Origin of the sequence: Extibacter sp. GGCC_0201 (assembly GCF_017566055.1) — a bacterium.
Classification (GTDB): Bacteria; Bacillota; Clostridia; order Lachnospirales; family Lachnospiraceae; genus Extibacter.
The window spans coordinates 37,545-60,799 of record NZ_JABFCH010000012.1 but is presented as its reverse complement, the minus strand read 5'-3'; the positions used below and the strand labels follow the sequence as shown (position 1 = coordinate 60,799).

General features: G+C 51.7%; 20 protein-coding genes and 1 pseudogene. 8 read left to right on the top strand and 13 right to left on the bottom strand.

The window, feature by feature from the left end:
- Window positions 1-4: 4 nt before the first annotated feature.
- From HJV72_RS09895 to HJV72_RS20165, 3 genes are read right to left on the bottom strand one after another with little or no spacing between them, the layout of a single operon-like run.
- Window positions 5-850: a carbohydrate ABC transporter permease gene (locus HJV72_RS09895; protein ID WP_208070646.1), complete on the bottom strand. Its 846-nt coding sequence runs from the start codon at window positions 848-850 to the stop codon at window positions 5-7.
- The gene (locus tag HJV72_RS09890) at window positions 834-1,694 is read right to left on the bottom strand and encodes a carbohydrate ABC transporter permease (protein WP_208070643.1); all 861 of its coding nucleotides are present in this window, start codon (window positions 1,692-1,694) and stop codon (window positions 834-836) included. Before HJV72_RS09890 ends, HJV72_RS09895 begins: the two co-directional genes overlap by 17 nt.
- Window positions 1,660-3,900, bottom strand: coding sequence for an extracellular solute-binding protein (locus HJV72_RS20165; protein ID WP_208070641.1), 2,241 nt, complete (start codon window positions 3,898-3,900; stop codon window positions 1,660-1,662). Before HJV72_RS20165 ends, HJV72_RS09890 begins: the two co-directional genes overlap by 35 nt.
- Before the next feature lie 189 nt (window positions 3,901-4,089).
- Here HJV72_RS20165 and HJV72_RS09880 point away from each other — a divergent pair, with 189 nt between their 5' ends.
- The gene (locus HJV72_RS09880; protein ID WP_208070705.1) at window positions 4,090-4,773 is read left to right on the top strand and encodes a response regulator transcription factor; all 684 of its coding nucleotides are present in this window, start codon (window positions 4,090-4,092) and stop codon (window positions 4,771-4,773) included.
- Window positions 4,763-6,064 carry a sensor histidine kinase gene (locus HJV72_RS09875; RefSeq protein ID WP_208070639.1) on the top strand — a complete coding sequence of 434 codons (1,302 nt, stop codon included), beginning with the start codon at window positions 4,763-4,765 and terminating at the stop codon, window positions 6,062-6,064. Before HJV72_RS09880 ends, HJV72_RS09875 begins: the two co-directional genes overlap by 11 nt.
- A gap of 67 nt (window positions 6,065-6,131) precedes the next feature.
- Here HJV72_RS09875 and HJV72_RS09870 read toward each other — a convergent pair whose 3' ends face one another.
- The gene (locus HJV72_RS09870) at window positions 6,132-6,425 is read right to left on the bottom strand and encodes a hypothetical protein (RefSeq protein WP_208070638.1); all 294 of its coding nucleotides are present in this window, start codon (window positions 6,423-6,425) and stop codon (window positions 6,132-6,134) included.
- Window positions 6,426-6,604: 179 nt separating this feature from the next.
- Between HJV72_RS09870 and HJV72_RS09865 the strand changes: the two genes are divergently transcribed.
- The gene (locus tag HJV72_RS09865) at window positions 6,605-7,333 is read left to right on the top strand and encodes an ABC transporter ATP-binding protein (protein WP_208070636.1); all 729 of its coding nucleotides are present in this window, start codon (window positions 6,605-6,607) and stop codon (window positions 7,331-7,333) included.
- Between the two features lies 1 nt (window position 7,334).
- Window positions 7,335-8,180 carry an ABC transporter permease subunit gene (locus HJV72_RS09860; protein WP_208070634.1) on the top strand — a complete coding sequence of 282 codons (846 nt, stop codon included), beginning with the start codon at window positions 7,335-7,337 and terminating at the stop codon, window positions 8,178-8,180.
- 53 nt (window positions 8,181-8,233) lie between these two features.
- On the opposite strand, the gene HJV72_RS09855 is transcribed toward HJV72_RS09860, so the two are convergent.
- The 3 genes from HJV72_RS09855 to HJV72_RS09845 are packed head-to-tail and all read right to left on the bottom strand — an operon-like array spanning window position 8,234 to window position 11,092.
- The gene (locus HJV72_RS09855) at window positions 8,234-9,553 is read right to left on the bottom strand and encodes a replication-associated recombination protein A (RefSeq protein WP_208070632.1); all 1,320 of its coding nucleotides are present in this window, start codon (window positions 9,551-9,553) and stop codon (window positions 8,234-8,236) included.
- A gap of 2 nt (window positions 9,554-9,555) precedes the next feature.
- Entirely contained in the window at window positions 9,556-10,317 is a 762-nt protein-coding gene (locus HJV72_RS09850) for a tRNA threonylcarbamoyladenosine dehydratase (protein ID WP_066577598.1), read from the bottom strand.
- A gap of 19 nt (window positions 10,318-10,336) precedes the next feature.
- Window positions 10,337-11,092 carry a polysaccharide deacetylase family protein gene (locus HJV72_RS09845; RefSeq protein ID WP_330618932.1) on the bottom strand — a complete coding sequence of 252 codons (756 nt, stop codon included), beginning with the start codon at window positions 11,090-11,092 and terminating at the stop codon, window positions 10,337-10,339.
- Window positions 11,093-11,264: 172 nt separating this feature from the next.
- Between HJV72_RS09845 and HJV72_RS09840 the strand changes: the two genes are divergently transcribed.
- Window positions 11,265-12,635 (top strand): MATE family efflux transporter, encoded by a 1,371-nt coding sequence (locus HJV72_RS09840; protein ID WP_208070630.1) that lies wholly within the window; start codon window positions 11,265-11,267, stop codon window positions 12,633-12,635.
- A gap of 92 nt (window positions 12,636-12,727) precedes the next feature.
- On the opposite strand, the gene HJV72_RS09835 is transcribed toward HJV72_RS09840, so the two are convergent.
- Together HJV72_RS09835 and HJV72_RS09830 are read right to left on the bottom strand one after the other, a co-directional pair.
- Window positions 12,728-13,306, bottom strand: a complete 579-nt coding sequence (locus tag HJV72_RS09835; protein WP_208070628.1) for a flavin reductase family protein — start codon at window positions 13,304-13,306, stop codon at window positions 12,728-12,730.
- 24 nt (window positions 13,307-13,330) lie between these two features.
- Entirely contained in the window at window positions 13,331-14,977 is a 1,647-nt protein-coding gene (locus tag HJV72_RS09830) for a putative manganese-dependent inorganic diphosphatase (protein ID WP_208070626.1), read from the bottom strand.
- 196 nt (window positions 14,978-15,173) lie between these two features.
- On the opposite strand from HJV72_RS09830, the gene HJV72_RS09825 reads away from it, so the two are divergent.
- Window positions 15,174-15,860: a S1 RNA-binding domain-containing protein gene (locus HJV72_RS09825; protein WP_208070624.1), complete on the top strand. Its 687-nt coding sequence runs from the start codon at window positions 15,174-15,176 to the stop codon at window positions 15,858-15,860.
- Window positions 15,861-15,875: 15 nt separating this feature from the next.
- On the opposite strand, the gene HJV72_RS09820 is transcribed toward HJV72_RS09825, so the two are convergent.
- The 4 genes from HJV72_RS09820 to HJV72_RS09805 are packed head-to-tail and all read right to left on the bottom strand — an operon-like array spanning window position 15,876 to window position 19,906.
- Complete coding sequence (locus HJV72_RS09820; RefSeq protein ID WP_208070622.1) at window positions 15,876-16,292, bottom strand: C-GCAxxG-C-C family protein; 417 nt, start codon at window positions 16,290-16,292, stop codon at window positions 15,876-15,878.
- An 11-nt stretch (window positions 16,293-16,303) separates the two neighbouring features.
- A complete protein-coding gene (locus HJV72_RS09815) occupies window positions 16,304-18,223 on the bottom strand; it encodes an NAD(+) synthase (RefSeq protein WP_208070620.1) in 1,920 nt (639 codons plus the stop codon).
- Between the two features lie 27 nt (window positions 18,224-18,250).
- On the bottom strand, window positions 18,251-19,126 hold the full coding sequence (hslO, locus tag HJV72_RS09810) for an Hsp33 family molecular chaperone HslO (protein WP_208070618.1): 876 nt from the start codon (window positions 19,124-19,126) through the stop codon (window positions 18,251-18,253).
- Window positions 19,127-19,147: 21 nt separating this feature from the next.
- Window positions 19,148-19,906, bottom strand: a complete 759-nt coding sequence (locus tag HJV72_RS09805; RefSeq protein ID WP_208070616.1) for a class I SAM-dependent DNA methyltransferase — start codon at window positions 19,904-19,906, stop codon at window positions 19,148-19,150.
- Between the two features lie 467 nt (window positions 19,907-20,373).
- Between HJV72_RS09805 and HJV72_RS20330 the strand changes: the two are divergent.
- A pseudogene (locus HJV72_RS20330) lies at window positions 20,374-21,195 on the top strand (helix-turn-helix domain-containing protein); the annotation flags it as partial.
- A 27-nt stretch (window positions 21,196-21,222) separates the two neighbouring features.
- Window positions 21,223-23,253, top strand: a complete 2,031-nt coding sequence (locus HJV72_RS09795; RefSeq protein WP_208070701.1) for a HelD family protein — start codon at window positions 21,223-21,225, stop codon at window positions 23,251-23,253.
- The last annotated feature ends 2 nt before the right edge of the window (window positions 23,254-23,255 follow it).

Here is a 23,255-nt window from a genome sequence, read left to right as displayed (position 1 = left end):
GCATTTATTCTTTCAGCCCTGATGCCGCAATTCCCTGTTCCAGATACTTCTGCCCCCATAAGAACAGCAGTACCGCCGGCAGCATCATCACGATAGAAGCCGCAAAAGAGACATTTATCTTATCCGAGGTGATATTCGGAAGATAAAGCGACAGCGGCCATAAGCTCTTTGTTTTCAAAAAGGTCATCGGCTGCTCGATGACATTCCAGTATTCCAGGAATCCAAGAACCATGGCTGATATGATTCCAGGCAGCGCCATCGGTATCCCGATGGAACAGAAGATACGGAACTCCCCGGCACCATCAATCCTCGCGGCCTCCATCAGGGAATCCGGTATGCCCGCAAATGCTTTCGTCATGATGAATACCGGAAATGTGTTGAATATGCCGGGCAGTATAAGCGCCAGATGCGTATCCAGCAGCTGGAACCTTTCCAATACAAGATATCCCGACACCATCGTGACCTGGAAGGGCATAATCATCAATATCATATACAGGAGCATTATAAAGCTCCTGCCACGGAACCTGTATCGCCCAAGCGCCCATGCCGCCGGCATGCCAAGCAGAAGCTGGCCCGCGAGAATGGGAAATACCTGTTTGCACGAATTCCAGAACATGACGAAAAATCCAGGAGAATCCAAAAGCAGCTCTACATACGGTGCCAGCGTCGGAAACTGGGGCAGCAGAGAAAAATGCACCCTGCCTCTTGTACCTGACAGCACTGCGCCGGTGTTCTGAATCAGCTCCCAGCTCCCCATGAACGACTGGCCGGCCATATAAAAAAGCGGGAGCCATATCACGCTGCTGAGTACGGCCAGGCCGGCCACCGTCCAATTATGTTTTCTTTTCATTTGATATATGCACCCCTATCATAATCAATGCCACTGTCAAGGCCATCATGACAGAGGCCGCGCTCATTTTCTGTATGTCGAGCTTAACGAACCAGTTGTTGAAAAGATGCTGAAGCATATAGATGCTCTTATGGGGATAGTCCCCGGCAATCAGATATGCCTCCCGGAATACTTTGAAGGAGTTCACAAGTGACAGGACAGCAAGCATGGCTGCCGTAGGCCGAAGCATCGGCAGCGTGATATGGATAAAGCATTCTTTTCTGCCCGCCCCGTCTATCCGCGCCGCCTCATATAGGGACTCCGGGACCGCATACAGGCCGGCGAGCCACAAGACCATATCGTAGCCGGTGTTCTTCCACAGATAGCTGAATACGAGGACATAAAATGCAGACGGGCTGTTCATCCAGTCGACCGGGCTGATATGGAACGTATCGATAAATTCATTCAGAAATCCTCTGCTGTCAAATACGAGCCTCCATAATACCACGATGGAAGCAACCGGAATCGCCATCGGAAACAGGAATACTGTCTTAAGCAGCTCCCTCAGCTTCGTGATACTATTTATCATGACGGCTATCGCCAGGGACAGCACCATAAGCAGTGGGATACAGACCGCGATGAAACGTACCGTATTCCAGACCGCCAGCTGGAACGAGCTTTTCCCGATTACGGTCAGGTAGTTTTCCATACCTACGAAGTCTGCTCCCATAGCATCCAGAACGGAGCGCCTGAGCACATCCAGGAACGGGAAGAATACAAAGATTCCCACTCCTGTCATGCTTGGCAGAAGAAAAAGATATGGCCTGCTTTTATTCCGCCAGGTAAGTGTCTGCTTTTTCCGCAATGTCCTCTGCCGCCTCTTCTGCCGACGTGCTGCCGTCAAAATATGTCTTTGCCCCATCCAGTATCATCTCCCTTATGATGTCGTCCTTCTGTACAGGAACGGTTAGTTTCTTGCCTGTTTCCGCAAGGGATTTCACTTCACTTTGATGAGGAAACGTAATGACCTCCTCGACTGACGCTTCGCCTTCTCCTCCGTCAGAACTGGCCTTTCCTACGGCTATCGATATGCCGCCTCCCTCTTCATCCGGCGTCTCTTCCACACTCTGGATCCAAGCTTCCATTGCCTGCTCATTCACCGGAAAGCCATTTTCCACGTCTATGGACTGCACTTCTTCGGATAGCAGCATCTTGACAAAATCTTCTGCCAGCTCCGTATTCTTGGACGCTTTATTTATGCCTGCAATATCATGCGGTACGAAGATTCCATTTACGTCTGACGGGGAAGCGCCTTCCTGTCGCAGATAATGATAAGGTACCATCATTCCCTGGATTCCCTTCATCTCTTTGGAAGACAGCGTATCCTTTTTGTCAGAGCTTCCGAACTTTCCTACATCCCAGTCAGATTCCGGCTGTCCTTCATCCGATCCCCATGTCGAGATGGAGGTTACGGATCCTTCTCCGTTGTCTTCTGCTTTTCCCACAGTCTCCATGAGCTTTGCCAGCAGTTTCGTATCAATCTGCTTGTTTTTGTCAACGATATCCTCATAGTACATATTTAGCATAAGCTTCATCAAAGATTCCTTATCCACCTGATCCATCACGTCATCCCATGCATGGTCTTTCATGTAATCCACCAGGGCATCCGCTGATTTGAACGCTTCCGTCGTACTGCTGGAGCCAATCAGAAGCGGAATCCCGTAGCGCGTAGGAATCTGGTATATTTTCCCGTCCTTCTTATACGGTTTTATTATGTTATCACTCAGGTGCGACTCTTTCCCGGCTTCGTTAAGGACTCCGCTTATGTCCGCCAGTATTCCTTTCTCGATATAAGAATCCGCAGGCAGGCCGTCCAGCATGATGACGTCGGCGCCGCTGCCGCTGAGCAGTTCCGTATTCAGCGCCCGGATGCTGTCCGCTTTCGTGCCCGTCCCTTCTTCTGCATTACCTGTCTTATATTCGATTCTCACGTCGGTGTGCTTCTGCTGATATTTGGCAATCGCCTGCCTGACAGCGGCACTTTCTTCCAGTCCGTACACTCTGAGCGTATGGGTTGGCTCGGCCTTCGCCTCTTTGTCGTAGACGTACCGGTACATTTCATGCTTAGAGCGGCCACTTGTTTCCTGAACGCTCAGCAGCACGGTATAGTCTCCCTTGCCGATCTGAGCCAGATCCAGGATATTGGTCTGCGGTATGCCGAATGCGGAGGTGCCGCTGTCTACCAGGTCCTCTGCCATGCTTCCTCCCATCGTCAGATGGTGGAGCCCTTTGGAATCAGCTAAGATGCAGTCATCGCTGTCACCGAGCCTGAGGATGCCGTCCTCGGCCATATCAGCATATTTGATCTCTTCTGCCACTTCTCCGCTGCCTGTATCATAGCATACGAGGCCGCTTCCGTCCGGGCCTGCCAGCAGGATCCTGTTATCTCTCACATCCATCGGCATCGCCAGCAGACCGGAGAACTGGTTCCCCTGGAAGCTTCTGATCTTGCCCCCGGTTTCCTTGTCATACATCACCGCTTCCCCATTCACGGGAACAGTCAGAAAGATGTTTCCTTCCTTATCAACACGTATCCCGCCGATAAGCGGGTAGATGCCGTTGCCATCTTTGACCGCCAGATCCGGTATCTCGATTTCCTGGCTGCTGCTGCCGTCTTTTCTTATTATATGGGTCATAGCATTCTCATCACCGTAAAGCGCGTATAGGCTCCCGTCTTCTCCCTTCACTACTTTACTGAGCGTCCCTCCGGATTTGATGGCGCTGTTCAGCCATGAAGCATCCTCCTCTTCAAATCTGCCCCCATCGTAGCGGTATGCCTTATATGTTCCATCTTCCATGTTCCGGCTGTAAAGGACAGCGCCGTTCCCGCCGTCTTCCGTGAGCGCGGCGGCCTCCTCATCCTCCTTCAGAGGAAGTTCCACCTGCTTTTCCACATACTTCCCCATAGCCTCCTTCTTCCCGCCTCCGTCTTTCTTTGACGAACATCCTGCGGCCCCTGTCGTCACGAGGGATACTGCAAACAGTATCGCTATCATCCGTTTTATTTTCACTGTGTAAGCCTCCATTTCGTTTTTCCATTTTGTTTTCTTCGAGCTCTTTATAAGTCTAACAGAAGCTTCTCTAAAAATCTTTTAAGGATTCCGCCAGATTTTAAAGATTTTTTAGAGGAATATTTGATATACTAATGGAAATCGCCAATGATTTCTGATGCTTCTAAAAAGAAGAAAGGATTCTGTATCGTGAGAATATTATTGATTGAAGATGATTTGGATCTGTGTGAAGCTGTGCGCTGCCACTTGGTTAAGGATAATTATGAGGCGGATATATGCACGACCGGCACGGACGCTTTATTTTACGCCTCCCAGCAGGCATATGACGCCATCATACTGGATCGTATGCTGCCGGGCGTCGACGGCATGACCATACTGCAGTCTATCAGACGGAGCAAAATCCAGACGCCCATCATACTCGCCACCGCCATGAATGATATCTCCGACAGGATCGATGGGCTGGACGCCGGTGCAGATGACTATATCGTAAAGCCCTTTGACGTGCTGGAGCTGATGGCAAGAGTTCGCGCCCTCACCCGAAGGCCGGCGGCACTGCTTCCAAGCCGCAGCTTCTCCTGCGGCGACCTTAAGCTGTGCAAAGAAAAGCACAGCATCTCCTGCCGCGGCCAGATGCTGTCACTCTCCAAGAGAGAATCGGACTTATTCGAATACTTTATGAAGAATGCAGGGCAGACGCTTCCCCGAACGCTCATACTGACCCATGTCTGGGGGCCGGACACGGAAGTCGAGGACGGGAATCTGGACAATTATATCCACTTCCTGCGAAAGCGGCTGAAAGCGCTGGACAGCCGGACCAGAATCGTAACGGTCCACGGCGTCGGATATCGTATGGAGGAAGCAGATGATTCATAAGTTAAGGAAAAAGCTCACCCTCGCCTACACCGTCACCATCGGCATCGTCCTCGCCTGCGTCCTCTCGGTCATCCTGTATACGACAGAAAAATCCATAACCGGGCGCAATATAGAAAACTTTAAGAAGAATGTTGCAGAGCTGAGCGAAAAGCTACAGTATGGCAGCTCTGTCTCCCAGACATGGCTGGCCGTCCAGGAAACGGAAAACGAGCTCATCATCCATATAGAAGAGAATGCCATACCGCTCTTATTCCCTGGCTCTTATGCCACCTTGACGGACAGGGGACGTCTGATAGAACTGGCAAAAGAACTGGCCCGGGGCCAGCAGGTGAACGCCGATATCATTCCTGTCTCCACCTCACTGCAAGAGACAGGCATACTAACCCTTACCGGCTCCCACAAAGATACGTACCTAGCCTATGTGATGGTCGTCCCAACCAGGAATGAAGGCTTTAAAAGCCTCGTCGTACTGCATGACAACAGGCAGGCAAAGACCCAGATTATAAATGGACGCATACTGTTCCTCATCGCAGGCCTCTTTGGGATAGCGGCTATCTTTCTCGTCAGCTGGCTGTTTGTCGGCCATTCACTGAAGCCGCTTGCCAGGAACCGGGAACGGCAGAATGAATTTATCGCCGCCGCCTCCCACGAGCTGCGTTCCCCGCTGGCCGTCATTCAGGCCTCGTCCTCTGCGATTCTGGCTGATTCCTCGAAAACAGAGGTGTTTCTGGCAGCCATTCAGAAAGAGTGCCAGAGGATGGCCCGCCTCGTCAACGATATGCTCGTCCTGGCCTCCGCGGATACGAAAGGCTGGCAGATTGCACGCGAGCTGATAGACATGGACACCCTGCTCCTGGATGTCTACGAGCATTACGAACCGCTCTGCGCATCCAGACATGCCATACTGAAGCTTACGCTGCCGGATACCCCCCTCCCTCCTGTGCTCGGAGACAGGGAACGTCTGGAGCAGATACTCTCGATACTGATAGACAATGCGATTGCCTATGCCCTCCCGGAGGACTGCCGGTGCGCTTCTCCCTCCATCGAACTCTCTGCCTGGGAGGCCAGGCACCACCTGTGCATCTCAGTAGCCGACCACGGGCCAGGCATCCCTGTGGCAGACAGAATCCGGGTATTCGACCGCTTCTACCGCAGCGACCACTCCCGCAAGGACAAGTCTCATTTCGGGCTTGGGCTAAGCGTGGCTAAGGAACTGGCCCATCTGCACGGAGGAAGTCTGACCCTGACAGACACGTCCGGAGGCGGCTGTACCTTCATTCTGAAAATATAATATCCGGGGTGGAAAGCGGCTGCTTTCCACCCCGGATTCGTCCATGCATCATCCCATATGTACTGTCTTAGCTGAGCTCGATCTTCTCCGCCTCTTCCGGCTTAAAGTCATTTTCCAAATCATAGATATTATGTCCGGTCGACTCGTTCAGCACTCTCCCTTCCAGCGAATAGCATCGGATGAATCTCTTTCCGTCGACACTTGACCAGTGCTCCACATCCCAGGTAAGATAGCCGTCCTCATCCGTCTTCTTTTCCTTCAGATATAAGTCGACCTGGCGTCCGTCCTTCATGATATTAATGAGGCCTTTCGTTCCCTCGATCTCCACTTCTTCTTTTTTCACTGAATCATAAATCTTCATTTTCAAATCCTCCTGCTTTTCATTTAGAACTCATATAGCGTCATTATACCCTTATTGTCCTGAAAACTCAATCTGGACAGGCACTTTTTAAAATTAATCTTGACTTTCTCTCTGTATTATTATATTATTGTACTAAATCAATAATACAATAAGCAGTGCAGCATAAAGGAGGCATTTATATGAGTGTTATACTGAGAACCAACCATGTTACCAAACGGTACGGCAGCCGTCCTGTAGTCAGCGACCTGTCCATGACGATACATAAAGGAGATATCTACGGTTTTATCGGGAAAAACGGTGCCGGCAAGACGACCCTCATCCGGATGATTACCGGGCTTGCGGCTCCAAGCGATGGAAATATGCTCTTGTTTGGAAAGCCCGACCTGCTGGAAGGACGCAGGAAGATAGGAACGGTTATTGAATCGCCGGCGTTCTATCCTGGTATGACCGCCCGGGAGAATCTGATTGCCCAGTGCAGGCTGCAGGGAGAAGATTCCGCACAGGTGGATGAAATCCTGTCCCTCGTCGGTCTGGACGACACGGGAAAGAAAAAGGCCAGGAACTTCTCGCTCGGCATGCGCCAGCGGCTCGCCATTGCCATCGCCTTGATCGGAACGCCTGAGCTTCTCATCCTGGATGAGCCTACGAACGGTCTCGATCCGGAAGGTATCAAAGAGATACGTGAGCTGATTCTTAAGCTCAATAAAGAAAAGGACATTACCGTCCTCATATCAAGCCACATCCTCGGGGAGCTGTCCAAATTTGCCACGAGATACGGAATCATACACCAGGGCCGGCTGATTGAAGAATTTACCGAGGACGAGCTGTGGGAGCGCTGCCACACCTCTGACACACATGCGGCGATGGATCTGGAAGAATATTTCTTAACGAAGATAGGAGGTATGTAAGATGATCAACTTACTAAGAAATGATTTTTATAAATTAGGAAAGGCAAAGTATTTCTGGGTATGCCTTATCGTAACCGTCGTGCTTGCCGCCGCTTCCATCTTCCTTCTTGACTTTACGTACAAGATCGGAGGAGACGAGATGGCTGCACAGATGGAACAGCAGCAGGAAGCGCTGGATGAAAACGGAATCAATATCTCTACCCAAGGGGTTCCCGGCAGTTATGAGGAGCTGAGCGCATCAGGCCAGATGCTCTCTTTCTTTGCCGGCAACACGACGCTCCTGCTTGCAGTGCTCGTCTCCCTCTTCGTCGGAAGCGAATTCAACAACGGTACGATTAAAAACATCGCTTCCCGCAATTACAGCCGGAGCAAGATATATCTGTCCAAACTTATCGTATGCGTAGTTACAGGGGTCGCATTCACCCTCCTCTACGTGGCTGTCTCCACCGCGGCCGCGACGGCTCTCTGGGGATTTGGCGACATTGCCGCCGGATTCTGGCCGGACTTTTTCAAGGCTGCGGGAATCGAGCTGCTGCTTGGAAGCGCGTTCGTATCCGTATTTGTCATGTTCAGCATGCTCATCCGCCAGAACGGCGGTTCCCTTGCCGCAAATATATGCTTCCTTGAATTTATCTCACTTCTCGTCATGCTTGGAGAGATCCTCATCAAGAAGCTGTCCGGCAGGACCATAGCCTTGTCCGACTATCTCATAGATACGAATATGGCTGCCGTGTCCGGCGGCCTTACCCGTACCATTGCCATCCGGGGGATTACGGTTGCCCTATGCTTTCTGGCGGCCGCTGCCATAATCGGATTGGTGAGCTTTAAGAAGCGCGATATCAAATAAGCAAAAGGGCACGGCCGCTTTACTTGACAGTAAGGCTGCCGTGCCTTTTCCTTTTATCTGCTGGCCCTGATGTATTCCATCCAGTCACTGATCTTTTTCTCATATCCGTTTCGGCTTGCTTCATAGAACTTCGCCCCCGCGATTTCAGACGGGAGATACTGCTGTTCCACATAATGGTTCGGATAATCATGGGCATATCTGTATCCGATTCCGTGCCCGATCTTCTTGGCCCCTCCGTAATGGGAGTCTTGTAGATGAGGGGGCACCGTCGTCTTATACTGGCGCACGTAGTCCATTGCGGCAGATATCGCGTTGACGGCCGAATTGCTCTTTGGCGCAGTCGCCACATAGAGCACTGCCTGGGACAGGATGATCTGCGCCTCCGGCATGCCGATGCGCTCTGCTGCCTGGGCCGCGGATACGGCTACGTTCAGCGCCATAGGATCTGCGTTTCCCACATCTTCGGAGGCACATATCATTATCCTTCTGGCAATAAACTTGATGTCTTCGCCTGCATACAGCATCTTGGCCAGATAATATACCGCGGCGTCCGGGTCGGAGCCGCGCATGCTCTTTATAAAAGCGGATATCGTGTCATAATGGTTATCCCCGGTCTTATCATACCGGACGACCCTTTTCTGGATACACTCGGACGCCACGTCCAGCGTGATGTGAATCTTCCCGTCCGCGCTCCTCTCTGTCGTCAGTATGCCCAGTTCCACCGCGTTCAGTGCATTCCTCGCATCCCCTCCCGCTATATCCGCCAGAAATTCCATGGCCTCCTCTTCGAGGACCGCGCCATAGCTTCCCATTCCCTTTTCCACGTCGGTGACAGCTCTATTAAGCAACAACTTGATGTCTTCCTTGTCAAGCGGCTTGAGTTCAAAGATGCTGGAGCGCGATATAAGCGCTCCATTTACTTCAAAATACGGATTCTCGGTCGTCGCCCCGATGAGGATGAGCGTTCCATCCTCCACGAAGGGGAGAAGGTAGTCCTGCTGCCCTTTGTTGAACCGGTGTATCTCATCGACAAAAAGGATGGTGCGCTTCTGGTACATCCCCTGCAGCTCTTTCGCCTGCTTCACGACTTCTTCCATATCCTTCTTGCCGGCCACCGTAGCGTTGATCTGCTTGAACTCTGCGCTCGTCGTATTTGCTATCACCTTGGCAAGCGTCGTCTTGCCCGTCCCCGGAGGGCCGTAGAAGATAAGAGAACTCAGCTTGTCCGCTTTAATGGCCCTGTACAGGAGCTTGTCTTTCCCGATGATATGCTGCTGGCCCACCACCTCGTCCAGCGTCACCGGCCGGAGCCTGGATGCCAGCGGTGATTCACTGTCCATATTCTTTTCCCTCACGTAATCAAACAAATCCATTATCATTCACCTCCGGGGTCTGGCCCCTTTGCAATCACGGGGTCTGGCCCCTCTGAAATCATATCTCTTACCGCTTCCCCTGCGATGAGCAGCCCCGCCACAGGCGGTACGAAGGAGATGCTGCCCGGCAGGGAACGCCTGCTGCCCTTCTCTTCTTCTGTCTCTCTGGCTGAGATGTCAACCGGCTGCTCCTTGGAATACAGCACCTTCAGATGCCGGATGCCTCTTGCCCTCAGCTCCTTCCTCATCACCTTGCAGAGCGGGCACACCGACGTCCGGCTGATGTCCGCGATCTCAAACAGTCCGGCGTATAGCTTGTTGCCCGTCCCCATGCTGCTGATAATGGGAATGTCATATTCCATAGCTTTCTGGACGACAGCGAGCTTGGCAGTGACCGTATCTATGGCGTCTATGATATAGTCGGGCCGCTCCCGGAACAGTGTATCCACATTGTCCGGCAGGACGAAGGTCTCGTACGTCACCACCTCAGTATCCGGGCAGATATCTTTGATCCGTTCCCGCATCACTTCCGTCTTAAGGCGTCCCACCGTACTGTGGGCCGCGACGGACTGGCGGTTGATGTTCGTCAGAGAGACCGTGTCATTATCCACGAGGACAAGCCGGCCGACACCGCATCTGGCAAGAGCCTCCGTGCAGTGGGAACCGACCCCTCCGATGCCGAGCACCATCACCGTGCATTCTCTTAATATTTGAAGTTTATCCGCTCCGATGAGCAGCTCTGTCCTGGAAAATTCGTTTATCATACTATATCATCCGGCTTTCTTATTCTAGAATCAATTCATCCACTGTCACGAACTCGAATCCCTTTTTCTGCAGGATATCCACGATTCTCAGCGCAGCATCCACAGAGGAGTCATAACAGTCATGCAATAGAATAATATCATTTTCTTCCGTTTCCGTCACTACCTTATTTACAATTTCATCCGTATTCTCTGTCGTCCAGTCGAGAGGGTCTACGGACCACATTACGGGCATCACATCCATTTCCAGCTCCAGGTTCTTCTGCCACACTCCAAAAGGGGGACGCATATATTCTACATGTTCTCCTGTGATGGCAGATATGACCTTGTCGGTATCTGCTATCTCTTTCCTGGCTTCTTCGTCTGACTTTTTCGTGATATCCACGTGATGGTATGTGTGGTTGCCTATGAGGTGGCCCTCGTCAAACAATCTTTTCACCAGGTCCGGATTATCCTTCGCGTACATGCCGATAAGGAAGAAGGTCGCTTTTACCCCCCTCTTCTTCAGCCCGTCCAGCAGCCTGCCTGTGCAATGTGGGCTTGGACCGTCGTCGAAAGTAAGTGCTATTTTCGGTGCCTCTTCTACGACGGAAGAATCCACGAAATCTACGGCATCCTTGAACTGTCCGGTCTGTGCCGTCCTATCTGCGCTCTTATCGTCAATCGATATCCCAAGTATGCTGAACAGGCACAGCGTATATGCCAAACCGCAAAAAAACAGTACCTTATGCCTGCCGGCCCTGCCATGCAGGACGTGACTTTTATTATGATGTTCCACTTTACAGCCTCTGCTTTCTCTCTGACCTATATGTTCTCTAATGTATATGAATCACGTGAAATTAGTATGAGGCTGATTGCATTATATTTTTTATGGTGTTATAATAGGCGTCGGTGTACCAGCTTACACCGACTATGACCCAATAGTACGATAACACGAAGGAGGGCTACTTATGCCAGATATACAGAAGCAAGAAAACAAGATGGGGGTCATGCCTGTTCCCAGACTGTTGATTACCATGTCCCTGCCGATGATGCTTTCTATGCTCGTGCAGGCTTTATATAATATCGTGGACAGCATGTTCGTCGCACAGCTCAGCGAAGACGCGCTTACCGCGGTTTCCCTCGCCTTTCCCATCCAGACGCTGATGATTGCGGTTGCCGCCGGAACCGGTGTCGGCATCAATGCGCTGCTGTCGCGCAACCTTGGGGAGAAGAACTTTGAAGGCGCCAACGATGCCGCCAGAAACGGCTTGTTCCTCGGTATCATAAGCTGTGTCGTGTTCGCGCTGCTCGGCGGAATCGGCTCGCATGTTTTCTTCGCCATTCAGACAGATAACGACACGATCGTGACATACGGTACACAGTATCTCACCATCATAACCGTCCTCTCCTTCGGCATCTTCCTGCAGATTACGTTCGAGCGCCTGCTGCAGTCCACAGGTAAGACTATCTATAACATGATTACCCAGGGCACCGGCGCCATTATCAATATCATACTGGACCCCATCCTTATCTTCGGCTTGTTCGGCTTCCCGAGGCTTGAGGTCGCGGGGGCGGCGATTGCCACCGTAGTCGGCCAGATTGTAGCGGTAACGATGTCGTTCTTCTTCAATCTGAAGAAGAACCGGGAGATTAACATCAACATGCGGGGATTCAGGCCACATGCAAGGACGATTGCCATCATCTACGAAGTCGGCATCCCTTCTATCATCATGCAGGCAATCGGCTCGGTCATGACATTTGGAATGAACAAGATATTGCTTATGTTCTCTTCTACGGCAGCAGCCGTATTCGGTGTATACTTCAAGCTCCAGAGCTTTGTCTTCATGCCGATATTCGGGCTGAACAACGGTATGATACCGATTATCGCCTACAATTATGGCGCCAGAAACAAAAAGCGGATCGTAGACACGACGAAGCTTAGCGTCATCATAGCGGTAGCCATCATGCTGGCCGGATTCCTCATCTTCCAGACGTCCTCCGGCTTCCTGCTCAAGACGCTGTTTGACGCTTCGGACAATATGGTCGCAATCGGCGTTCCCGCACTGCGGATCATAAGCTTAAGCTTCCTGTTCGCCGGATACTGCATCATCGTAGGCTCGGTCTTCCAGGCACTCGGCAACGGCATGTACAGCCTGATAGTGTCCGCGGCAAGGCAGCTTATCGTCATCCTGCCCGTTGCCTACATATTTGCGGCAATATTCGGGCTCCATATGGTGTGGTGGTCCATCCCCATAGCGGAGATCGTATCTGTCATCCTCTCCACGCTTCTGCTTAAGAGAATCTATCGGCTGAAGGTGAAGCCGCTCGGGAACGGATAGAGAAGCACCGCATCTGTAAGGCTGCGGCCATGCAGGATACAAGATAAGACGGGGAAAAAGCGATGGCTTTTTCCCCGTCTTATCTTGTATCTCTATACGTTCTGCGTCTTCTTTTTTACGCTCCAGCCGAACCTTCCAAGCTTTCTGCCGAGCGTCATATACTCTCCGTGTGAATAAGCCAGAAGGCCTGTCCTATTCAGTTCGAACTTTCCGGTTCCTGACATGTACTTCTCATCCGCCAAAACGGCGGCAACTTCTGCGATGAACATATGATGGGACCCCAGTTCGTTTACTTCCGTCACCCTGCACTCTATATTGACCGGGCTCTCCTTGATTACCGGCGCATACGCAAGTTCCTCCGCCTTCCCCTTCGTAAGCCCCATCTCTTTCCACTTGTCCACGTCCCGGCCTGATTTTACTCCGCACCAGTCTGCCGCCCTGGCAAGCTTCTCCGTCGTCAGGTTGACGACGAATTCCCCTGTCTCCTTTATCATGTGGTACGTATACCGTTCCGGCCGCACCGATATGTACAGCATGGCCGGGTCAGAACATATAGTGCCCGTCCATGCCACCGTAATGATGTTGGCTTCTCCGTTTTTGCCGGCGGCGCTCACCATGACTGCCGGCAGCGGATAGAGCATATTGCCCGGTTTCCAGATTTGTTTTGCCATCCTCTCTCCCTTTCCCTGCACGGATTACTGCTGCAGTGCTCCCACAAGCGCAGGTATGAGCTGCTTCTTACGGGATACCACACCCTTAAGTATGATTTTATCCGAGTCTTCCGGCAGATCAAAAGCATCTGCCACATATGCCTTGGCACCTGTACCGCAGCACATAAGCTCCGTCGATTCATCCAATATATCTGTCAGCATAAAGTAGATCATCTGAAGGTTGTGCTCCTTCAGCACCTTAGGAAGATGCCCGTTCAGCACGTCCTTGATCTCCGCCAGCTCTTCCTTGCTCATGGAATTGATCTGTCCTACGCCGAATACGGCATCGTTGACCGTAAACTGTTTGAAATCCTGGAAGCAGATATCTTCCGCGCTCTTGCCCTTCAGGCTGCTCCCGGCATTGAACATCTCCTTGGCCATCTCTTCCATATTGATACCCGCAATCTTAGCCAGCTTCCCCGCCGTCTGCTCATCCAGCGCCGTGCAGGTCGGAGAACGGAACAAAAGGGTATCTGATATAATCGCAGAGCAGAGAAGCCCGGCCATCGCAGGTTCTGGCCTGATGCCTGCTTCTTCGTACATCTGGCAGATAATCGTAGCCGTACAGCCGACCGGCTGGTTGCGGAAATATACCGGTCCCATCGTCTCTATGTTGCCGAGCCTGTGGTGGTCGATGATCTCTACAATCTCCGCCTCTTCGATGCCGTCCACCGCCTGCGACTTCTCGTTGTGGTCTACAAGAATCACTTTCTTCTTGCTCGCATCCATGAACCGGCGCCTCGATATGAAGCCCTTGAATCTTCCGTGCCGGTCCAGAATCGGGAAATCACGGAACTTCTTCTTCGTCATCACCTCTTTGATATCTTCCACATAATCACTCATACGGAAGGTGGTCAGAGGGCCCTGGCTCATAAAGTGCTTGACCGGAATGCTCTGGTTGATAAGCCTCGCAGCGGTAAACGTGTCATGGGGCGTGCTGATGATGACGATGCTCTGCTCTTCCGCTTTCAGAATAAGCTCCTCCGGCACTTCTGCCCCCTGGCATACTACGATGCAGCTGGCGTCCACATCCACGGCACATGCCTGCGATTCATAACGGTTGCCCAGTATCACCAGATCGTCCTTCTCGATAAATTCTGCCATCAGATCCGGATTGGAAGCTCCGATAGCCACCTTCCCCTTCGCAAAGTATCCGTGTTCGTTGCCCGTAATCAGCGTACCGTCCAGCGTCCTTATCATATTCTTGTACTGGGTCTTGGCCTTGGATAAGATCGTACTGTCGTACACTTCCATATATGAAGTCGCGATATCGCCGGTTGAGATGACCCCAACGAGCTCATCATCCTTTAATACCGGAATCGTCTTTACATTGTTCTCTTTCATCTTAGCCCACGTATCTCTGATAGATACATTCGGAGCCACACCGTCTATCTTATGGATGTCCATATCCTTGACCTGAAGCTTTACGTTGGACAGAAGGGACGGCGGCTCGACGCCGAACTTCTCCAGCACATAATGTGTCTCCTCGTTAATCTGCCCGGCCCTCCTGGCCACGTACTCCTCCCCGGTAGTCTTTTTCTTCAGATGTGCATATGCGATGGCGGAACAGACCGAATCTGTATCTGGATTCTTATGGCCGACCACATACACTTTTCCAACTTTTTTTCCCATGGTTTCACTCCTTGCAATTAACCTCTATTAGTAAGAGTGCCATCTTTTCAAGTGTTCGTCAACCTAATTTTTCCACATATATGTTTTTTTCTTTGAACATCCCCTGCCTTTTATGGTATACTGTTAATAATGTCACATGTCAGGCAGTGCAGACCCCGGCAGGGGCTGCATATTATATGTTAGAAAGGATTTTACTATGAGCGAAGAATTATTACATGAAGAAGCAGCAAACGAGCCACAGACGATGGCTGACCTGGAAGAACATTTCGATGACGCCAATCCGTGGAATGTCGTAAAAGACTATATGGATAAGGGCACAGTCCTTCCGGTTAAAATCGAAGGCATCGTAAATGGAGGCGCCATCGCGATGGTGGAGGGCTTACGCGGATTCATTCCCGCGTCTAAGCTTTCTTTATCTTATATCGAGGATCTGGAAACGTACCTTTTAAAAGATATCGAAGTACAGGTTATCGATGTCGACCAGGCAAACAACCGTCTCGTACTGTCAGCCCGTGAGATACTCAAAGCACGGGAACGGAAGGAAAAAGAAGAGAAAATCGCCAGCGTAAAGATTGGCAGCGTAGTAAAAGGCACGGTTGAGAGCCTTCAGAACTACGGGGCGTTCGTGCGGCTGGACGACGGGCTCTCCGGACTCGTTCACGTATCGCAGATAAGCCAGAAGCGTGTCAAAGCTCCAAAGGACGTGCTAAATGTCGGTGATGAAGTTACCGTTAAGATTATCGGCCTCAAGGAAGGCAAGATAAGTCTCAGCATGAAAGCGCTGGAAGAATCCAGAGAGGCTGTGGAGGAAAAGGTTGATATCCCTAAATCCGAAAATATCGGCACAAACCTCGGAGACTTGTTCAAGAACATCAAATTATAAGAAGCAGGCGGGACTTTAACTGTCCCGCCTGAAATATTTATCGAGTATATCCGCCGCGTCTTCCACGCATTTTATACAGCATGCAAGGGGCTGGCTTCCCTCATCGGTCTTCAGTTCTCTGCAGTAGAGGGAACGGTTCCTCTTTTTGAATTCTTCCGCGGCCTCGAGTATCCTGCCGTACGTATCTGACTTCGTAGCCTTTGGGTTCTCCATGTCACCCGCACTGTTGGCAAGGCTTATGACCAGGAACATGCCCACGGCCGCGCCACACGTATCCTTGAGCCCTCCCATGCCGGAGCCGAATCCCTCCGTCATTTTGAACACGTCTGCTTCTTTTATGCCCAGCTCTACGCAATACGAACAGGCAACTGCCTGGCAGCAGTTATAATCCTTCCTGAATTTCTCAACCGCCGTATGCTTGTCCGCCCTCATGATATCCCTCCTTAATCGAGCCTTACATGTGCCAGATCTTCCAGCCAGGCTGCCGCACACGCATCGCTCGGCATACGCCAGTCTCCCCTCGGAGACAGAGCGACCGTTCCTACTTTCGGCCCATCCGGCAGACAGGAACGCTTGAACTGCTGGCTGAAAAATCTCCGGTAAAATGTCTCCAGCCATTTCAATATCGTGATATTGTCATACTCATCCGCAAAAGCCAGCTTGGCAATCCGGTATATCTTCGACGGCTCATATCCGAAACGAATCATATAGTAGAGGAAGAAATCGTGCAGCTCATAAGGGCCTACGAGATCTTCCGTCTTCTGGGCGATCTCTCCGTCCTTCGGCGGCAGAAGTTCAGGACTCACCGGCGTGTCCAGCACATCATAGAGTACCTCTTTCAGTTCAGAGTCTCCACACGCATCCGCATAATAATGGACAAGATGCCGCACGAGCGTCTTCGGAACGGAGGCATTCACCCCGTACATGGACATGTGGTCTCCGTTATACGTCGCCCACCCAAGCGCCAGCTCAGACATGTCCCCGGTACCGATAACGAGCCCTCCCGTCTGGTTGGCGATATCCATCAGCACCTGGGTCCGTTCCCTCGCCTGGGCATTCTCATACGTCACGCTGTGGTCTTCCAGGTCATGGCCGATATCTTCAAAGTGCTGTCTCACCGCGGCAGCTATCGGGACTTCCCGGAGCGTGGCACCGAGCTTCACCGACATCTTGCACGCATTCTGGTATGTCCGGTCTGTCGTGCCAAAGCACGGCATCGTCACGGCGGTGATTCCTTTCCGGTCGAGCGAAAGCGCGTCAAACGCCTTGGCGGCCACAAGCAGGGCAAGCGTGGAATCCAGCCCTCCGGATATGCCTACGACAGCGCTCCTGCACCTGGCATGCGCCAGACGCTTCTTAAGTCCCATGGCCTGGATGGTAAGAATCTCCTCGCACCGTTCTTCCCGCTCTTTCCCTTCCGCCGGTACGAACGGGCTCGACGCAAATGTCCTCGTAAGGACCGTCTCGGTCTCGTCGATATAGAACGGTATCCTGAGGAGCCTTCTTTCTTTGGCGCTCTGAAATGTCGTGTTTTTCCTCCGCTCGCTTATGATGCGCTTTACGTCAATCTCCGAATAGATGACTCCATTCTCAAAGCGACGGCCTGTACAGAGCACCGTACCGTTCTCGGCAATGATATTGTGTCCTCCGAATACGAGGTCGGTCGTAGACTCACCTTCTCCTGCATTGGCATATAGGTACCCGCTGATCAGCCTGGCCGACTGTCCTTCTATCAGGCCTCTCCTGTAACCGGATTTCCCGACCGTCTCATCGCTGGCCGAGCAGTTGACGATAATCGTCGCTCCTTCCCGTGCCGCTTCGATGCTTGGAGGCACCGGAGACCACACGTCCTCGCAGATCTCAGCCGATACGACGAGGCTGTCCATGGCAGCAGACTCGAACAAAAGCTGCGGCCCGAACGCAACCACCTGTCCATCAAGCAATATCTCCCTGGCTTCTTCCGGTCCCTGGGAGAACTGCCGCATCTCGTAGAATTCGCCGTAATTGGGCAGAAATGACTTTGTCGTAAGCCCGAGCACGACTCCCCGGTTCAGGGCCGCCGCCACATTATAGAGTTCTCCGTCCACGACAAGAGGCAGACCGACGAAGATGAGCGCATCCTTATCCTCCGTAAAGTCTGCTATCCGGTGCAGCGCACTCCTGGCGTCCGATAAGAGTATATCCTGGGTGAAAAGGTCACCGCACGTGTAACCCGTCACACATAGTTCCGGGAACACGATAACCTTTGCCCCCTGTTCTTCCGTCTCCTCGATCAGCCGGCATATCTGTTCCGTGTTATACGCCACGTCTGCCACCCGGATATCAGGGGTAGCCGCCGCCACCTTTACAAATCCCTGTCTCATGATTATCCTCCGTCCATACTTTATTTGCTATTTGCTTCGTTTCATAATCTCTTTCAGCTCTTCTACCGTGTAATTGTAAGCTGCATCACAGAAATGACATTTTACTTCGATATCTTCCCCGTCATCGATCATATCCTGCAAATCCTTCTTCCCGATGCTGGCCACTACTTTTTCCACCTTTTCCTTCGAGCAGTCACAGTAGAACCTTGTCGGAACCGTATCTGCAATCTCCAGGCCCAGATCCCCGGCAAGCTCCTGAAGCAGCTGTTCCGGCGTATAGCCCCGGTCAAGCAGCTCCGTCACCGAGGTCACGTCCTTAAGGCTTTGTTCCAGCCGGCTTATCGTATCCTCGGACGCGAAAGGCATGAGCTGTATGATAAACCCTCCGGCGCAGCGCACCGTATTGTCATGGTTCATCAGGACGCCCAGGCCCACGGAAGACGGAACCTGTTCCGAGTTGGCAAAGTAGTACGTCAGATCCTCCGCAATCTCGCTGCTTACAAGAATCGTCTGCCCCACATACGGCTCCTTGAGCCCCATATCCTTAATCACCTGCAGAAGGCCGATGCCAACGGCACCTCCCACGTCCAGCTTGCCGTTCTTCGCCGGCAGCATGACGTCCGGATTGTTGACATAACCCTTCACATTGGCACGGCTGTCCGCGGTCACGGTAATGCCTCCAAGCGGCCCGTCTCCACGAATCTGTAACGTAAGTACATCCGAATCATTCTTCATCATGCTCCCCATCATGGCTCCTGCCGTCAAAAGCCTGCCAAGGGCCGCTGTAGCCACCGGGCTCGTATTATGGTGCTGTCTCGCCGTCTCGACCGTCTCGGCGGTCGTTGCCGCAAATACTCTTATCTGGCTGTCAGCCGCTGTCGCTCTAACGATATAATCTTTCATCTATCTTCTTGTTCCTTTCCTTTATTTTCCCTGTTCCTGTGCGATGACGCATATCCGTTCGCTGGAACGAAGCGGCGCATCCTTCGTGTACGCGTCATAAGCTGCCAGACAGGCCAGTCCCGCTCTTTTCAGCAGTGTCTGTATCTGCACGAGCGTATAGCCCTTCTGGTAGTGCGTCTCCTGATATTTCCGGTACAAGGGCCTGTTATCATCAGCCCGGACAAAAAACGTCAGCTCATACTCGTTGATCTTACGTTCGCTGTCATAATAATTGTCCCATATGAAGCTGCATTCTTCTCTGTCTTCCGCTATGACCTGGCTTCCGAGCACCTCCCGGTATTTATACTCTGTATTGAAGTCAAAGATAAAAATGCCGTGGGGATCCAGATAATTGTTGACGAGCCGGAACACCTCCAGCAAATCCTCCGGGTCTGTGACATAATTGATAGAATCGCAGGCGCTTACGACTGCGCGCACGGTTCCGTACAGCTCAAATTCCCGCATATCCTGCAGCAGATATAGGATGGAATGCCCGCTTGCAGAACGCTTGTCCATGGCAATCTGAAGCATGTCTTCCGAGCTGTCGGCCCCGATCATATCATAACCCTGTTCCGCCAGACGTTCCGTCATGCTGCCCGTGCCACAGCCAAGATCCAGCACAAGCCCGTCCTCTATCCCATATTCTCTTAAGATTCCCACTATATACTCCGTCCATTCTTCATATGGAACATTATCCATAAACGTATCATAGACATAAGCAAAACTTGTATACGCTTCCATGTTTTTCCTCCTTGGTCCATACGTATATAAGTATATCACGCGTCCGGCATTTTATAAAGTAGTGATTCCGACTGCGGTACGCTTCCATCTGCCACGGCTGGAAAAGAAATCCTTCACAAACCGCAAGAAAGATGAAACAGAACGGGCTGTTAGATTGTATAATGAATATTTGGAAGGAGGATAGCGTCAGTTTACAAGGGCACACACGGTTTTGAACTGGCATTTTGTGATTCTGCCACGTTATCCTCAATCAGCGTGCAGCCAGCACGCTTCAATCGTCTGCCTTGTATAATCACAAAATGGCAATTCAAAACTCTATGACCTCGTCCGAAGCTTTTGTCTTATTTGCAAGGAAACGGAATGAGGCGTACTGGACGTACGCCGATTGACGTTAACGCCGCAAATAAGCCAAAAACTACGGTGCGAGGCGTGTGTGCCCTTGTAAACTGACGCTACGAATTATGCCTATGAAACATATTGAACATGTCATATCTGTCATCGACTATCTGGAAGGACATCTGAGTGACAAGACAGATCTGGACACTGTCGCGGAAGCGCTCCACTATTCCAAGTATCATCTGCACCGCGTATTTACGGATACCGTCGGTATTACCATCCATGAATATATCGTACGCAGACGGCTGACAGAAGCCGCCAAGCTGCTCGTCTTTTCAGACAGGCCGATTCTGGACATAGCGCTTGCGGCGGGGTATAAGAGCCAGCAGGCATTTACAGATATCTTTACCGCCATGTATAAGCAGCCTCCGAACCGATACAGGGAATCCGAACGGTTCTATCCGCTGCAGCTTAAGTTCAAGCTGGAAGGAAATTATGAGATGCTGGAGAATCCGGATGACACGGCATGGGATATCACGTTTGCAGCCGAAGAAGATATCCCTTGCTGGATGGAACTGGTGCGGCTCGTCGTTGGCGGATATCCGCACCTTGATGAAGAGGAATATATACAAGCGCTGAAAAAGAGTATCCGGCAAAAAGAGGCCGTCATCCTGAAGGACGGCAGTACCGCAGTCGGCATCCTGCTCTTTTCCGCCAGAAATGGCAGCATAGACTTTATGGGAACTCATCCCCTGTATCGGAAGACGGGGGTGCCGGGAGCATTGCTTCACAAGGTCATGCATGAGCTTATGGGGAGAAGGGAAATCAGTATAACGACATACCGTGACGGCGACCGGGCAGATACCGGGCAGCGCAGAGAACTGAAGGAGCTTGGATTTGCCGAGGGAGAACTGCTGGAGGAATATGGCTATCCCACACAGCGTTTCGTCCTTGCGAATCCAATCCCGTATCCGGATGAGATGATTCATCTGGATGAGACAAACAAGAAACTGGACGCGGCCCTGGCACAGGCGGACAGAGATGTCTCTAAAATCGACAGGGAATACCGGGACGCCAAGCGGTATATGGCAGAATACAGAGGAGAGCTTGACCCCCATGAGATGTTCCAGAATGAACTGCTTCTCAGGCAGACGGACCATACCGGGGCTTTCTCAGCAGGGGTAAGAGACAGGCTGGCAAAGCTGAAAGATTCCCCCTACTTTGCAAGAATCGACTTCGGCCGCAAAAGCGAAGACCCGGAACCATTCTATATCGGACGCTTCACCTTCCGCCATGACGATGAAATACTGGTCTATGACTGGCGCGCGCCTGTGTCCGGCATGTTTTACGACTATGAGCCAGGGCCTGCGGGCTATGACGCGCCGACCGGGCGGATCGAAGGGGAGCTGACGAGAAAAAGACAGTTCAAGATCCGGAACGGCAAGATGGAATATGCTATCGAAAGCTCCTCCCACATCCAGGATGATATCCTGCAGAAAGAGCTGTCACACACATCGGATGAAAAGATGAAGTCTATCATCACGACGATACAGAAGGAGCAGAATAAGATCATCCGAAGCAGCCATGCGGGGACGATGGTCATACAAGGTGCTGCAGGCTCGGGCAAAACCTCTGTGGCCCTGCATCGAATCGCCTTTCTGCTCTACCGTTTCAGAGACAGGCTGACTGCTGACAATGTAGCGATACTCTCACCAAACAAGGTATTCGGCGATTATATATCGGGCGTGATTCCAGAACTGGCAGAAGAGCCGGTCTATGAGCTGAGCTTTGCAGAAATTGCAGCGATTCATCTGGAACGTGTGATTTATTTTGAATCCGAAAGGAATCCATCGGAGACGGAGGACGCGAATCTTGCAGAACGGATCCGCTACAAGTCTTCCCCGGAGTTTGTCTTGCTTATGGATAGATATATTGCAGAACTGCCTTATACTGCCTTTGCTCCTGTGGCTTACACCTGTGGCCGCTTCTCTGTCTCCGGCGAATGGATCCAGAAACGCTTTCTTGCATATAAGAGCCATCCCCTGAGAAAAAGGCTGCCTCTGGTGGCCAAGGATATCTTCCATCGTTTCGAGTCCGACAACCTCATGGGGGATGACCTGCCAAAACTCCAGGCGGTTATGAAAGCTCTCACCGCTATGCTCACGGTAAAAAGCCCGCTCGCCCTGTACAAGGATTTCTACAGGAAGACAGGCCACCCTGAGCTGTTCGTCATGCCCAGGAAGAAGACGCTGGAGTGGACAGACGTGTACCCCTTCCTCTATCTTTATGCGGCATACGAAGGTCTGGCGCAGAGCAGGATTACGAAGCATCTTGTCATTGATGAGATGCAGGATTATGCTCCCATACAGTACGCCGTTATCAACATGCTGTTCCCTTGCCCGAAGACGATTCTGGGGGATTTCGGCCAGTCGCTGAATCCGTATCAGTCCTATTCCCTTGATGATCTGCTTGCCCTCTATGAAGGCGCGCAGTTTGCCGAGCTGAACAAGAGCTACCGCTCCACATATGAGATTATGACCTTTGCAAAAAGCATACGGAATAATGCCGCACTTGAGCCTGTGGCGCGCCACGGCGAAGCGCCGGAAGTCATATGCTGCCTGGACGAGAGGGATGAGCTGCTGCGAATCAAAAAAGCGATAGATGATTTTAACGGAAGTAATAATGCTTCCCTTGGAATAATCCTCAAAACAGACAAGAGCGCCAAAGCACTCTTTGACGCCCTGTCTCCGGAATGTGGACTGCAGCTCATTTCCCCGGACAGCAGCAGGTTTCACAACGGTGTCACTGTCACTTCTGTCAAGATGTCGAAAGGGCTGGAATTTGACGAAGTCATCCTTCCCCATGCCAATAGGGAAACCTACTGCTCCGAGCATGACCGTAACCTGCTCTATATTGCCTGCACGAGGGCCATGCACCGGCTCACCCTCTTATACACGGGAGAATGTTCCGGCCTGCTGTCCGGGGCCTCCTGCACTGCGAAGGAGGATTGATA